This window comes from Sphingomonas tabacisoli, from assembly GCF_042678385.1.
Lineage (GTDB): Bacteria > Pseudomonadota > Alphaproteobacteria > Sphingomonadales > Sphingomonadaceae > Sphingomonas_B > Sphingomonas_B tabacisoli.
The window spans coordinates 2,084,913-2,099,196 of record NZ_JBHUDY010000001.1; the positions used below are offsets into that span (position 1 = coordinate 2,084,913).

Here is a 14,284-nt window from a genome sequence, read left to right on the forward strand (position 1 = left end):
CCTTCCATCTGCCCCGACACGAGACGGAGCGAGCCCGACTCGGGCGCGAATGGAGGAAGTGATGACGATCCAGGTAGGCGACAAGCTCCCGAGCGCGACCCTTATCAAAGCGACCGCGGACGGTCCGGACGCGGTGCAGACCGACGAATATTTCGCCGGGCGCAAGGTGGCGCTGTTCTCCGTGCCCGGCGCGTTCACGCCGACCTGCTCCGCGCGTCACCTGCCGGGCTTTATCGACAAGATCGACGAGTTGAAGGCGAAAGGCGTCGACGAAGTCGCCTGCACCGCCGTCAACGACGCGTTCGTGATGGCGGCCTGGGCGAAATCGTCGGGCGCCGAAGGCAAGGTCACGATGCTGGCCGACGGCAGCGGCGCGTTCGCGAAGGCGCTTGGCCTTGACGCCGACTTCTCGAAGTTCGGCATGGGCACCCGCGGCCAGCGCTTTTCGATGATCGTCGACGACGGCGTCGTGAAGGAGCTGAACGTCGAACAGCCCGGCGAATTCAAGGTGAGTTCTGCCGAATATCTGCTGGATCAACTCTGAAAGGTCGGAACGGAGCGGCTGCCCGGTCGGTTGATGCGCCTGGACTTCTGATGGAGGTTAAGATGGCGAACAACAACCAATCGAACCAGAACGAACAGGGCCAAGGCGGCACCGGCTTGGCCGACCGCGCGTCCGACCTGAAGGATCGGGCCGGCGAACTGCTGCAGGGCGGCATCGATGCCGTGAAGAACAATCCCGGCACCACCGCGGCCGTGATCGGCGGCGTCGCTGCGGCTGCAGCGGCCGTGATGAACAAGGACAAGATCGTCGAGACCGCCGGCGCGCTCCGCGACAAGGTCAGCGGATCGTCGAACTCCGACTCAAGCAGCAAGGCTTGACTTGTCGCTGTCATGGCGGGCCGTTAATGGCTCGCCATGACAGAAAAGAAGATCGAACAAACATCCGCCGCGCTGATCGACGAACTGGCGCGGATTTATGATGCGGCCGTCGAGGCCCTGCAGACCGCGATTTCCGCCTTTGTCGTCGATGGCACCCGACCCGACCGCAAGGCTCGCCGCGAAGGCCTGTTCTGCTATCCTGAGCTGCGCATCCGCTATCGCGGCGATGCTCCGACGCCCGCCCCTTTGCGCTCGTTCGGCCGGCTGGTTGCGCCCGGCACCTACGCGACGACCGTCACGCGCCCGCGCCTGTTCGCGGACTATCTGGCCGAACAGCTCGACCTGCTGATCGAGGGCTATGGCGTCACGGTCGAAGTGGCGAGCAGCCGACAGGAAATCCCCTTCCCGTACGTGCTCGACCCCGGTCACGACCTGACCCTGGAAGGCGTTGCGCCTGCCGAACTCGCGCGCTGGTTCCCGGCGACCGAGCTTGCCTATATCGGCGACGAGATCGCCGACGGCATTCCGGCTGCGGACGGCGAGCTGCCGCGTCCCCTCGCTCTGTTCGACGGTCTGCGCACCGATTTCTCGCTCGCCCGCCTGCGCCACTATACCGGCACACCGCCCGAGCATGTGCAGCGCTACATCCTGTTCACCAACTATCACCGCTACGTCGACGAGTTCGTCCAATGGGCGTGCAAGACGCTGGGCGAGGATGACCGCTTCACGGCGCTTTCCGGGCCCGGTGGCCTGTTCATGACGCCGGAGACCGTCGATCCCGACAAGGCCGTCGCCGACTTCGCCTGGCGGCGGCACCAGATGCCGGCCTGGCACCTGACCGCGCCGGACCGCTCGGGCATCAGCCTCGTGAACATCGGCGTCGGCCCTTCGAACGCGAAGACGATCACGGACCACCTCTCCGTGCTCCGCCCCGAAGCGTGGCTGATGATCGGGCATTGCGGCGGCCTGCGCCCCAGCCAGCGCATCGGCGACTATGTGCTCGCCCACGCCTATCTGCGGGACGATCACGTCCTCGACGACGTCTTGCCGCCGGAAATCCCGGTGCCGGCGATCGCCGAGGTGCAGCAGGCGCTCTACCGCGCCGCCGAGACGATCTCGGGCGAGACCGGTGACGTGCTCAAGCGCCGCCTGCGCACCGGCACGATCGTCACCACCGACGACCGCAATTGGGAGCTGCGCTACTCGAAATCGGCTTTGCGCTTCTCGCTGTCGCGCGCGGTCGGCGTGGACATGGAGTCGGCGACGATCGCGGCCCAGGGCTATCGCTTCCGCGTGCCCTACGGCACCCTGCTCTGCGTCTCCGACAAGCCGCTCCACGGCGAGCTGAAGCTGCCCGGCCAGGCGAACCGCTTCTACGAGCGCGCGATCAACGAGCATATGCGGATCGGCATCGAAGCCTGCGCCGAACTCCGCCGCGAAGGTTCGAAGCTCCACAGCCGCAAGCTCCGCGCGTTCAACGAGCCGCCGTTCCGCTGATTCCCCTCCCGCTTGCGGGAGGGGCTAGGGGTGGGCCTGTCCCAACGAACCTCAGCGATAGACAATCCCTCCCCCGACCCCTCCCGCTTGCGGGAGGGGAGAAGAAGTGGCCTCCATGCGTTCCCCCGCCAAGCAGCCGGAGGAGCAATCATGGCCGGGCGACTGAAGCCGCTTTCCGAACAGATCATCGTCATCACGGGAGCGTCGAGCGGGATCGGGCTCGCGACCGCGCGGCGGGCCGCCGAGGCAGGCGCGCGGGTCGTGCTCATCGCCCGCAATCGCGAAGCGCTCGACGAAGCGGTCGAGCAGATCAAGCTGAGGGGCGGCCGCGCGGCCGCCTTCACAGTCGATATCGCCGACGAGGATGCGGCCGAACGCATCGGCGGCTTTTGCGCCGAGCGCTTCGGGCCGTTCGACACCTGGGTCAACGACGCCGCGGTCGCCATGTACGGCAAGGCCGAGGACACGACGATGGACGAACATCGCCGCATCTTCGACGTCGGCTATTTCGGACTGGTCGCCGTTTCGCTCTATGCGGCGCGCGAGCTCAGGACACGCGGCGGCGCGATCATCAACATCGGCTCTGTGCTCTCCGAACGCACGATGATCTACCAGAGCGTCTATTCCGCCATGAAGCATGCCGTGAAAGGCTTTACCGACGGCCTGCGCATGGAGCTGGAAGCGGACGAGGCGCCGGTCTCGGTCACGCTGATCAAACCCAACGGCATGGACACGCCCTATCCCGAGCATGCCCGCAACAAGCTGGACGAGCCGGCGCGGATTCCGGCGATCGTCTACGATCCCGAGCTGGTCGCGCGCGCGATCCTGTTCGCGGCGGAGAACCGCAAGCGCGAGATGACCGTCGGCGGCGCCGGGCTGATGATCAGCAAGGCCGGCAATCTCGCGCCCGGCCTCACCGACAAGGTCATGGAGCTGCTCGGCCGCCCAATTCAGGCGACCGACAAGCCGCCGCGCAGGGGCGCCGCAGACAACCTCTTCCGCCCGCGCCGCGACGGCGACGTGCACAGCAACCGGGAGACTTATGTGAGGAAGCAGAGCCTGGCGCTCGAAGCGCAGATGCGGCCTTGGGCCGCGGCTGCGATTCTCGGCGGCGTGGCGGCAACGCTGTTTGCGCTGTCCCGGCGCCGGCGAGACTCGGAGACGGAAATGCCCCGGAGTCCCGCCGCCCACCAACCCGACGGCGCCGATTCCAGCGCCCAATTCGAAGCACTGATCGCCGACGAGAACATGGTGCCGGAGCGGCTGCCTTGATCTAGCTCCTCCCCGGAACGGGGAGGGGGACCAGCCGCAGGCTGGTGGAGGGGGCCCAAGGGCAGGCAAGGCGACGAAGCCCCCTCCACCACGCCGCTTCGCGTCGCGGTCCCCCTCCCCGTTCCGGGGAGGATTTAGGCTACCACCCGCACTTCTGGCCTTTGTTCTGCGCCTTCAGCCAGGTCATCAGCGGCTGGAAATACGCCACCATCGCGTCGCCGGAGATTTCCTTCGTGCCGGTGAAAGTCTGGAGCGCTTCAGGCCAGGGGCGGCTCGCGCCCATTTCCAGCATCGCGTTCAGGCGCTTGCCGACTTCCTTGTTGTTGTAGAATGAGCAGCGATGCAGCGGCCCCTTCCAGCCGGCCTGCTTGCACGCCGCCTGGTAGAACTGGAACTGCAGCAACCGCGCGAGGAAGTAGCGCGTGTAGGGGACGTTGCCCGGCACATGGTATTTCGCGCCCGGATCGAACGCCGTCTCGTCACGCGCGACCGGCGGCGTGATGCCCTGATATTGCAGGCGCATGTTGGTCCATGCCTTTTCATAGTCGCCGGGCTGGATCTGGCCGGAGAATACGCCCCAGCGCCATTTGTCGACGAGCAGGCCGAACGGCAGGAAAGCGACCTTGTCCATCGCCTGGCGGAGCAGCAGGCCGATGTCCTTGTCCGCGCTCGGCACCCGGGCCTGATCGAGCAGGCCGATCTGCACGAGATAGTTCGGCGTGATCGACAGCGCGACGAAATCGCCGATCGCTTCGTGGAAGCCGTCGTTCGCGCCATTCTCATAGAGGAACGGCTTGGTGTTGTAGGCGCGCTGGTAATAATTATGGCCGAGCTCGTGATGGATCGTGGTGAAATCGTCCGAGTTCACCTTGATGCACATCTTGATGCGCAGATCGTCCTTGTTGTCGATGTCCCATGCCGAGGCGTGGCAGATGACCTCACGATCGGCGGGCTTCAGGAACTGCGAGCGCTGCCAGAAGGTCTCGGGCAAGGGCGCGAAACCGAGTGAGGAATAGAAGCCCTCGCCGGTCTGCACCATCTTCTTCCAGTCGTAGCCCTTGGCCTTGAGCAGGTCGCCGACTTCGTAGCCGAGGTCCCCTGCCCCCTTGGGCGCGACAATGTCGTAGATATTGCCCCATTCCTGCGCCCACATATTGCCGAGCAGGTCGGCGCGGATCGGGCCGGTCTTCGTCTGCACGGCGTCGCCATATTTCGCGTTGAGCCGGGCGCGCGTGTAGCAGTGCAGCTCGTCATAGAGCGGCTTCACCTGCCCCCAGAGCTTGTCGGTGAGCTTCGCGAATTCCTCCGGCGACATATCGTATTGCGAGCGCCACATCGCGCCGACGTCCGGATAACCGAGCTCCTTCGCGCCCTGGTTCGCGATCTCGACCTCGCGCTGGTAATCCTTGCGCATCGGCTTGCCGACATTGTCGTGCCAGCTCACCCACATTTCCTTGGTCTCGTTCGGGTCGCGGCTGGTGCCCATCGCGGCTTCGATGTCGCTGCCGCTGATCGGTTTGCCGTGCAGCGTGCCCTTGCCCTTGCCGTAGGTGGAGTTCAGCCGGGTCGCGATGTCATTGAGCTCGGTCGCCGCGCCGGGCGTGGTCGGCGCCGGCAGAACGAGGCCGCCGCGAAGAAAGTCGAGCTTTCGCTTCGTGTCGAAGGAAAGCCCCGGAACGTTTTGGTAAAGCGCCGCTTCCTTGGCGAACTTGACCGACATTTCGGTGCCGATCGTGCCGTATTTCGCGTTCAGCGCATCGGTGTCGTCGGTGATGTACGTGTTGTTGATCCAGGAGACGCGTGCCGCCTCCACGGTGAAGTCGGCCAGCTCCTTTTCCGCACGCGCAACGAACGCGTCCGCATCGGCCGCCGTCGGCGCTTTCTGCGCTTGCGCGATCGCCGCTCCGCCAGCCAGCGCGGCGCCCAGCGCCAGCACCGAGATCATCGTCTTTTTCATTGGGCATCCTCTTTGATTTGATGCCCGTGAATGGCGCGGCGCGCGCCTGCCGGTCAAGCGGCGAGAAAGCGCGCGAGCGCAGTGCCCAGTTCGGGCTTCACAACCGCACTCATATGGCCGCCGGGCACCAGATCGAGGCGGCCGTTCGGCAGCGCCTCGGCCAGCGCGGACGCCGAGCCGTTGTCGTCATCTTCCTCGCCGCACAGCACCTGCGTCGGCGCCTCGATCGCGCGTATTACGGCTTCGGGCGTGTCGCTGAAGGTGTTGAGGATATTGAGCAAAGCGACCGGATCGCTTTTGGTCGACTTGATGAAGCCCTGCACATTGCCCTCAGGCGTGCCGGGCCGAAAGCTGCCGAGATTGGTCAGCACGTGCCGGAAATGATCGGCACGCCGCGAAGTCTGGGTCAGCCCCTCCAGCCCCATTCCCGAGAGCACCAGTTTCCCCGGCCGGGCGCCGCGCGCCATCATCCGCGAAACCGTGCGCGCGCCGAGCGAGTAGCCGCCCAGATCATAGTCGGCGAGGCCTAGATGCTCGATCAGCGCAAAGCCGTCATCGGTCAGAATGTCGGGGGGATAAAGCGCGGGATCGTGCGGCGCGTCGCTTTGCCCATGCGCGCGCAGGTCCGGCATGATGACACGGAACCCTTCGCGCGCAACCTTCTCGGCATGGCCGAAGCGGATCCAGTTCATGTCGGCCGAGGAGATATAGCCGTGGATCAGCACCACCGGCCTGCCCTCGCCCAGCTCGTGCCAGGCAAGCCGCACGCCGTCCGCGGCAGTGAAGAACTGAGTGCTCGCCTTCACTTCGGCATTTCTCCCGTGGCAGCGACCCATTTGTCGACCAGCGGCTGATATTCGTCGGTGCGCATCTGCTTCAGCGCCGACGTATCCAGCCATTTCGCGTGCATGCTCTCGGCGCCGAAATGGCTGACGGGCGTGAACCGGCCGGGATTGTCGAAGCTGCCTAGCGTCAGATCCATATTCTCGCTGCCCTCGAGAAAGGCGAAGCCCAGCGGCGTGCCGCAGCGCGAACAGAAGGGCCGGCGCGCGATCGGCGAGCTCGCATACCAGTCGGGCTCATCGCCCAGCCAGCGCACATTCGCCCGCTTTACGTTCTTGAACGCGGCGGCAAACCCGCCCGTCGCCTTCTGGCACATCCGGCAATGACAGAGATACGCCTCGTCATTGTCGATCCCGACTTCATAGCGGATGCGCCCACACTGGCAGCCGCCGGTCACCGTTTCCATGCGCCTCTCCTTGGGTCCGGCATGACAAGGTTGCATTGCAGCAGCAACGATTGATTTAATAAGCATATAATATTATATGCTGAGCTATGGCAGACACGCTTGGATTCATGATCGGCGACGTTTCGCGCTTGCTGCGCCGCGCCTTCGACGTGCGCGCGCGCGCGATCGGCGTGACCCGCCCGCAGTGGAAGATGCTGCTGACTCTGTCCCGGCACGAAGGCGTCAACCAGGGGCGGCTCGCCGACCTGCTCGATGTCGAGGCGATCACGCTGTGCCGGATGGTCGATCGCCTCGAGGAATCAGGCATGGTCGAACGTCGACCCGATCCGGCGGATCGCCGCGCCTGGCGTATCTATTTGACCGATAAGGCGCATCCGATTCTGGATGAGCTGCGTTTGCTCGGCAACGCTTTGAGCGAAGACGCGCTGACCGGACTTACGGGACCCGATCGCGACGCGCTCGAAAACATGCTCGAACGAATTCGCACCAACCTGAACGACCTGGAAAGAAAAGAGAAAGTCGCCGCCCATGGCTGATGCCGACCGCCCCATCATTGCCGAGCGCGAGCTGGTGATGACCGCCGACGCTGAAAAGCCCAAGCGGCGCTGGCTGCGGCTGGTAGCGCTGCTTTCCGTGCCGCTGATCCTCGTCGCCGTCGGCGCCTATTTCTGGCTGACGTCCGGCCGGTTCGTGTCGACCGACAATGCCTATGTCCAGCAGGACAAGGTCTCCGTCTCGGCGGATGTGGGAGGCCGGATCGTCGCGGTTGCGGTGCGCGAGAACCAGCATGTCAACAAGGGCGACCTGCTGTTCCGCATCGATCCGGAGCCCTACCGCATCGCAGTCGAGCAGGCGCGGGCCGCGCTCGCCAATGCGCAGGTGCAGGTGCAGACGCTGCAGACCGAATATCAGGGCAAGGGCGCCGACATCGAAGGCGCACGGATCGCGATCCAGCAGGCACAGGAAGATTTCGGCCGGCAGTCGGAGCTGATGAAACGCGGCTTCACGACGCGCGCTTCTTACCTGAATTCGCAGCACGCGCTGCAACAGGCGCGCGTGCAGCTCGCCAACGCCCAGGCGCAGGCGGCGCAGGCACGGGTGAAGCTGCAGACGGGCGCCGCAGTGCCGGGCGTCAATCCGCAGATTGCAGCCGCGAAGGCGGAGCTCGACCGTGCGCTGCTCAATCTGAAGCGGACCGAAGTCCGTGCGCCGGCTTCGGGCACCGTCAGCCAGGCCGACCGGCTGCAGGTTGGCAACCAGATCCTGCAGGGCTTGCCGGCGCTCAGCATCGTGGTCGGCGACCGCGCCTGGGTTGAGGCCAACTTCAAGGAAACGCAGCTCAACAAGGTGCGCGTGGGACAGCCCGCCGAGGTTACGATCGACGCCTATTCCGGGCTGAAGCTCAAGGGCCATGTCTGGAGCTTCGGCGCCGGCACCGGCTCGGAATTCTCGGTGCTGCCGGCGCAGAACGCCAACGGCAACTGGGTGAAAGTGACGCAGCGCGTACCGTTGCGGATCGCGATCGACGAGCAATCGCCGCGCCCGCTGCTCGCCGGGCTGAGCGCCGATGTGAGCGTCGATGTCCGCACCCATCGCTAATCGGCAGACCGCGGATGTCGCGGCGACGCCGGTCGAGCAAAGAGGCCTGCTGACCGTCGGCGTGATGCTCGCGACGGTGATGCAGATTCTCGACACCACGATCGCCAACGTCGCCCTGCCCCACATGCAGACCGCGCTGGGCGCGACCGCCGACACGATCACCTGGGTTCTGACCAGCTATATCATCGCATCCGCCGTCGCGATCCCGATCACCGGCTGGCTGTCCGATCGCTACGGTTCCCGGCCCTTGTTTCTGGTCGCGGTCGTCGGCTTCGTGCTTTCCTCGATGCTGTGCGGCATCGCGACCAATCTCGAGGAGATGGTCGGCTTCCGCGTTCTCCAGGGCATATCCGCCGCTTTCATCAACCCGCTGTCTCAGACTGTGATGATGGATATCAGCCCGCCTTCGAAGCAGGCGCGCGCGATGGCCATCTGGGGGATGGGCATCATGGTCGGGCCGATCATGGGCCCTGTGCTCGGCGGCTGGCTGACCGAAAATTTCAGCTGGCGCTGGTGCTTCTACGTCAACGTGCCGTTCGGCATCGTCACGCTCGCGATCCTGTGGAGCCTGCTCCCCGCCAAGCCGTTGCGGCCGCGCCCGTTCGATCTCACCGGCTTCGCGCTCATCGCGATCGCGATCACGGCCTTTCAGGTCATGCTCGACCGCGGCCAGCAACTCGACTGGTTCGACAGTTGGGAAGTTCGCATCGAGGCCGGCATCGCCCTTTCCGCCGGCTGGATGTTCGCCGTTCATATGGCGACCGCCAAACACCCGATGTTCGAGCGCGCGCTGCTAAAGAACCGCAACATGGCGACCGGCCTCATCTTCATGATGACCATGGGCCTCGTGATGTTCGCCACCATGGCGCTGCTGCCGCCGATGCTTCAGCGCATCTGGAAGTATCCGGTCATGGACGCCGGCCTGCTGCTGGCGCCGCGCGGCGTCGGCACGCTGATAACCATGTTTTTCGCCGGCAAGCTGATCGGCCGCGTCGATCCGCGCTGGATGGTGGGCACCGGTCTGGCGGTCGCAGCCTTGTCGCTATGGGAAATGACGACCTGGTCGCTGGAGATGGACTATCGCTGGATCGTGTTTTCCGGATTGATCCAGGGTCTGGGCCTCGGGCTGGCCTTCATGCCCTTGAACCTGATCGCGTTCGGCACGCTCGATCCCATCCATCGCACCGAAGGCACCAGCCTGCTCAATCTCGTGCGCTCGATCGGGGCCTCCGTCGGGGTGTCGGTCACGACAACTCTGCTCGCGCGGAACCTGCAGACCAGCCATGCCGATCTTGTCGGCCACATCACGCCGTTCAGCCTGCCTTCGATGGATCCGTCGGCGTCGGAACGGCTGATGAGCGCCGGCGACACCATCATGGCCATGATCGATGCCGAGGTGAACCGGCAGGCGCTGATGATCGCCTATCTCGACGACTTCAAGCTGATGGCAATCGTCACCCTGTGCGCAGTGCCGCTGGTGATGCTGCTCCGCCGCCCGCCGAAGCCGCAGGGGCCGCAGCACGTCGCGATGGAATAGCCGGAGCTATTCGGCGCAGGCGCGTTCCATGTCGCGTTCGTGGCGTGTGGCGAGCTCTCCCTTCGGATGCGCCGCCGGCTCGCCAAGCTCGGTCCTGATCTCGAACCCGCGCATCAGCGTGCGGTGAACGGGGCATTTCTCGGCGATCTCCAGCAGCTTGCCGTGCCTGGCAGGATCGAGCGCCCCCTCAAACGCGATATGCCGCCTGAACAGGTCGCGTGGCCGCCCGCCCGCGCCGTCGGGAACGATCTCATGCGTCACCTCGACCGTGAACGGCGGCAGTTCCCACCCCTTGCGGCTGGCGTAGAGCCGCAACGTCATCAGCGTGCAGGTGGCGAGCGCCGCCGACAACAGCTCGTAAGGCGTGGGCCCCGTGCCGTTGCCGCCGACTTCGACCGGCTCGTCGGCGGGAATCTCGACGCCTCGAACCTCGATGCGCGCCTGAAAAGGCCCCGGCCCCGCCCAGCGCGCAATCGCGCCACGGTCCAGGTTCTGATCTTGTGCCATCGGTCCCCTCCCTTCCCGGACGAGCCTAGAGCGGCGCGGCCGCCTCCCTCAAGTCATAGCTTGCCTCTATGGCCGCCCTACGGCTTGTGATGGGGCGCGGACGGTGCGCACGGTTAGGCCGTGCGGCCAAAAGGGGAAGAATTGCCGATGATCGACCGCCGTTCGCTTCTGCTTGGCTCGGCCGCGGCGCTCGCATTCCCGACCGCCGCCCGGGCCGCGGAGCGCTCGCGGCTGACCCGGGGCCGACAGCTCGCAGCCTCCGCGCTGACGGCGCCGATCGAGATCATCGACGATCCCTATGGCGTGCCCCACATCCGCGCCGGATCGATCCCCGACGCGTTTTTCGGCCAGGGCTATGTCGTCGCGCGCGACCGGCTGTTTCAGATCGATCTCTCGCACCGGCGCGAGATGGGCCGGCTGGCGGAAGCGTTCGGGCCGGAGTTCGCACCGCACGACGCGGTGGCGCGGCTGTTCCACTATCGCGGCGACCTGAACAAAGAGCTGGCGAGCGTGGCGCCGCACATCGTCGCCTGCGCGCGCGCCTATGTCGCCGGCATCAACGCGCGCATCGACGAGGTGATGCAGGATCCCGCGCTGCTGCCGCTCGAATATCGCATCCTGGGCGTGACTCCGCTCAAATGGGAGCTGACCGACCTAGTGCTGGCGCGCACCGTCTCCACCGGCAACATGGACGACGAAGTCCGCCGGGCCCGGCTTGCCGCACTGGGGCTGCTCGAGCTCGACGCCGTGGTCGCGCCGCTCAGGCCGGCATGGCCCCTCACCGTGCCGGAGGACCTCGACCCCGCCGCCGTCACCGAAGCGGACCTGGGCGTGATGCGGCTCGGACGGCTGCCGTTCGGCACGCTCGTTCCAAAGGACGATCATCCCGGAGCGCAGACCGACGCGGTCGAGCGCGGCAACGCCGGCAGCAACGCCTGGACGGTCGGCCCCTCGCGCACCGCGACGGGGCGGCCGATCCTCGCCAACGATCCGCATCTGGGCATCGGCAGCTACGATCCCCGGCACGTCGCCCATCTGAGCGCGCCCGGCCTCGACGTGATCGGCGGCGGCGCGCCCGGCCTGCCCGGCATCATGCAGGGGCACACCGACCGTTTCGCGTTCGGCCGCACCAATTTCCATATCGACCAGGAAGACCTGTTCGTCCTCGAACTTCACTCCGAGGACCCGGAACGCTATCGCCACAATGGCGCGTGGAAGCCGTTCGAGCGGGTCGAGATCGCCATTCCGGTCAAGGGTGCGGCGCCGAAAACCTCCACCCTGCGCTACGCCGTCCAAGGTCCCGTCGTGTCCCACGATCCGGCGAAACGCCGCGCCACCGCCGTTGCCGCGGTCGAGCTTCAGCCGGGGGGAAGCGGCGCGTTCGCGATGATCGCGATCAACCTGGCGCGCGACTGGTCCGGCTTGCGCGAAGCCTTCCGCCTCCACCCTTCGCCGACCAACTTCCACTATGCCGATGTGAACGGCAATCACGGCTGGCAAGTGATCGGCTTCGTGCCGGTGCGCCGCAAAGGCGACGGGCTGATGCCGGTGCCCGGCGACGGCCGCTACGACTGGATCGGGATGCGCGATTTCCGCGCGCTGCCGAGTGCGTTCAACCCCGCCAAGGGCTGGTTCGCTTCGGCCAATCAGAACAACCTTCCCGCCGATTGGCCGCGGGATCGTATCCCGGCCTTCTCCTTCCGGGACCCCTACCGGTACGACCGCATCGCCAGCGTGCTCGCCTCCGAACCGAAGCACCGGCTGCAGGACAGCGTCGCGCTTCAGCACGACACGTTCTCTGAACCCGCACGGCAGTTGGTCGCGCTTTTGCCCGCCCAAGGCTCCGCCGGCGCGGCGCCGGCCCTTGCGATGCTACGCGGCTGGGACGCGCGGCTCGACGGTGACAGCGCGCCTGCCGCGCTATACGAGATTCTGTGGCGCGAGCTCGGCGACCGCATGCTTGCCGCGATCGTCCCGGAGCGCGCCCGTGCGCTGGTCACGGAGATCGCACCGTCGGTGCTGCTCGGGCTGCTGGAACATCCCGATGCGCGGCTCGGCCCCAATCCCGCCCGCGCCCGCGACGCCCTGTTCGACGCCGCGCTGGCCGCCGCCTGGAACGCGGCGCAGAAAAAACTGGGCCCGGATCCGTCCAAATGGCGCTGGGCGACGCTGCATCAGGTCCGGCTCACCCATCCGCTGTCGCGTATCCCCGCCATCGCCGCGGCTTTTCCCGCGATCGAAGGCGAAGGATCGGGCGGCGATTCCTACACGGTCATGGCACGCTGGTTACGCGAGGCGCCGAACTGGCACGTCAGCGGCGGCGCGAGCTATCGGCAGGTGATCGACGTCGGCGCCTGGGATAACTCGCTGATGCTCAACTTCCCCGGCCAGTCGAACGACCCTCGCTCACAGCATTATCGCGACCAATATCTGCCCTGGATCCGCGGCGAGATGCAGCCGATGCTGTTCAGCCGCGCAGCGGTCGACGCACACGCCGCCGCCCGCACGGTCCTCCACCCGAAGTGATCATTGGCGAGGCGTAGCAAGCGCTTCGCACAACTTCCCTGCGGCCAGCGCAACGCGCGATTCCGCCGTCTCGCGATTGGCCGGGCTGTTCTCCACGGCGCGCGTTTCCGTGTTGAACGCGAGCAGGCTGCCCGCATGCTGGTCCGGACAAAGGCTCAGATAGGTGCGGAAACCATTCTGGTCGCCATTATGGCCCACGAAGCGCACTCCCGAACTCTGGTCGATGAAGAAGGACAGCCCGCTCTGCGTCGTCTCGGCCATGCGGCCCTGGGTGAAGTCGTCGCCCGCCGCGATCTGAGGCGTCCACATCTCTTCGAGCGAGGCGCGCTTCAGCACCAGATCATATTCGGCCTGCAGCTTCGGATCGCCCAGAAGAAAGCCCAGATAGCGCGCCATGTCGGTCATCGGCGCGTTCAGGCCACCGTTCGAAACGGTCACGCCGGTATCCACGTCGAACGGCGCAGCGACCCGCGCTCCGTCGCGGATGTAATAGCTGTGCGCACGGTGCCGCAGCAGATGCGGCGGCGTCCGGTCGAAATAGCTCGCGTGCATGCCGAGCGGCTTCAGGATGTTCTTGTCGATATAGACTTCATAGTCCTCGCCCGACAGTCGCTCGATCACCTGGCCGAGATACACGATGCCGGGATTGGAATAGCTGAACCGCGTGCCGGGCTTGAACCGCACTTCGGTGTACGGAAGCATCGCCGCAAGCTGCGCCCAGCTCTTCGGCTCGAAGGGCTGCCAGTCATGCTCCCGCCACGGCCAGGTCGCGCCGCCAAAGCCGGCGCTGTGGCTCATCAACTGGCGCAGCGTGATCTTGTCGGTGTCGCCGAACCGGTTATGCACGGTCGCCAGCTCGGGCACGTAGCGGACGATCGGATCGTCCAGCGTCAGCAGTCCGCGGTCGCGCAACTGCATGATGGCGATGCCGGTCATCGTCTTCGTGATCGACGCCCAATGATAGATCGTGTCGGCATCCACGGGCACATGGGCATCGGCGTCCTGCTCGCCCAGATGGTCGGCGACGACGACTTCCCCGTCGCGGACAAGATAGAAGCTGCTGCCGGCAATGCCCGCCCGCTGCACTTCCGTGCGATGCAAGTCACGGAACTCGTGCAGTGCCGCCTTGAAGTCTCGCTCACCGGCCATGGCCGGTCCTGCAGCGAATGCGAGCGTGGCCGCAAGCTCGGACATCAGGAACACCCCTTTGCGTAACAGGCGCCGGCCCAGACCGTGTTGCAGCAACATCCGGCTCATC

The 14,284-nt window shown here is 65.9% G+C and carries 13 protein-coding genes; 8 read left to right on the top strand and 5 right to left on the bottom strand.

Translation table 11 applies throughout. The annotated features are described in order from the left end of the window. Positions 1-61 precede the first annotated feature (61 nt). From ACFSCW_RS10635 to ACFSCW_RS10650, 4 genes are all read left to right on the top strand, one after another. A complete protein-coding gene (locus ACFSCW_RS10635) occupies positions 62-544 on the top strand; it encodes a peroxiredoxin (protein ID WP_380889033.1) in 483 nt (160 codons plus the stop codon). 62 nt (positions 545-606) lie between these two features. After that, the gene (locus ACFSCW_RS10640; RefSeq protein WP_380889035.1) at positions 607-882 is read left to right on the top strand and encodes a hypothetical protein; all 276 of its coding nucleotides are present in this window, start codon (positions 607-609) and stop codon (positions 880-882) included. A 36-nt stretch (positions 883-918) separates the two neighbouring features. Further along, positions 919-2,379, top strand: a complete 1,461-nt coding sequence (locus ACFSCW_RS10645) for an AMP nucleosidase (protein ID WP_380889036.1) — start codon at positions 919-921, stop codon at positions 2,377-2,379. Positions 2,380-2,529: 150 nt separating this feature from the next. After that, positions 2,530-3,651 (top strand): SDR family oxidoreductase, encoded by a 1,122-nt coding sequence (locus tag ACFSCW_RS10650; RefSeq protein WP_380889038.1) that lies wholly within the window; start codon positions 2,530-2,532, stop codon positions 3,649-3,651. Positions 3,652-3,790: 139 nt separating this feature from the next. On the opposite strand, the gene ACFSCW_RS10655 is transcribed toward ACFSCW_RS10650, so the two are convergent. The 3 genes from ACFSCW_RS10655 to ACFSCW_RS10665 are packed head-to-tail and all read right to left on the bottom strand — an operon-like array spanning position 3,791 to position 6,857. Continuing rightward, positions 3,791-5,608, bottom strand: a complete 1,818-nt coding sequence (locus ACFSCW_RS10655; protein WP_380889039.1) for a M2 family metallopeptidase — start codon at positions 5,606-5,608, stop codon at positions 3,791-3,793. Positions 5,609-5,661: 53 nt separating this feature from the next. Then, positions 5,662-6,444, bottom strand: a complete 783-nt coding sequence (locus ACFSCW_RS10660) for an alpha/beta fold hydrolase (RefSeq protein ID WP_380889040.1) — start codon at positions 6,442-6,444, stop codon at positions 5,662-5,664. Continuing rightward, on the bottom strand, positions 6,411-6,857 hold the full coding sequence (locus ACFSCW_RS10665) for a GFA family protein (RefSeq protein ID WP_380889042.1): 447 nt from the start codon (positions 6,855-6,857) through the stop codon (positions 6,411-6,413). The genes ACFSCW_RS10660 and ACFSCW_RS10665 overlap by 34 nt, the downstream gene beginning before the upstream one ends. A gap of 86 nt (positions 6,858-6,943) precedes the next feature. Between ACFSCW_RS10665 and ACFSCW_RS10670 the strand changes: the two genes are divergently transcribed. From ACFSCW_RS10670 to ACFSCW_RS10680, 3 genes are read left to right on the top strand one after another with little or no spacing between them, the layout of a single operon-like run. Continuing rightward, on the top strand, positions 6,944-7,393 hold the full coding sequence (locus ACFSCW_RS10670; protein WP_380889044.1) for a MarR family winged helix-turn-helix transcriptional regulator: 450 nt from the start codon (positions 6,944-6,946) through the stop codon (positions 7,391-7,393). Next, entirely contained in the window at positions 7,386-8,456 is a 1,071-nt protein-coding gene (locus tag ACFSCW_RS10675; protein WP_380889046.1) for an HlyD family secretion protein, read from the top strand. Before ACFSCW_RS10670 ends, ACFSCW_RS10675 begins: the two co-directional genes overlap by 8 nt. After that, positions 8,437-9,993: a DHA2 family efflux MFS transporter permease subunit gene (locus ACFSCW_RS10680; protein ID WP_380889048.1), complete on the top strand. Its 1,557-nt coding sequence runs from the start codon at positions 8,437-8,439 to the stop codon at positions 9,991-9,993. The genes ACFSCW_RS10675 and ACFSCW_RS10680 overlap by 20 nt, the downstream gene beginning before the upstream one ends. A gap of 6 nt (positions 9,994-9,999) precedes the next feature. Here the strand turns inward: ACFSCW_RS10680 and ACFSCW_RS10685 are convergent, their stop codons facing one another. Continuing rightward, a complete protein-coding gene (locus tag ACFSCW_RS10685; protein ID WP_380889049.1) occupies positions 10,000-10,500 on the bottom strand; it encodes an OsmC family protein in 501 nt (166 codons plus the stop codon). Between the two features lie 147 nt (positions 10,501-10,647). On the opposite strand from ACFSCW_RS10685, the gene ACFSCW_RS10690 reads away from it, so the two are divergent. Beyond that, positions 10,648-13,026, top strand: a complete 2,379-nt coding sequence (locus ACFSCW_RS10690) for a penicillin acylase family protein (RefSeq protein WP_380889051.1) — start codon at positions 10,648-10,650, stop codon at positions 13,024-13,026. On the opposite strand, the gene ACFSCW_RS10695 is transcribed toward ACFSCW_RS10690, so the two are convergent. Continuing rightward, positions 13,027-14,283 carry a serine hydrolase domain-containing protein gene (locus ACFSCW_RS10695; RefSeq protein WP_380889052.1) on the bottom strand — a complete coding sequence of 419 codons (1,257 nt, stop codon included), beginning with the start codon at positions 14,281-14,283 and terminating at the stop codon, positions 13,027-13,029. Position 14,284 lies beyond the last annotated feature (1 nt).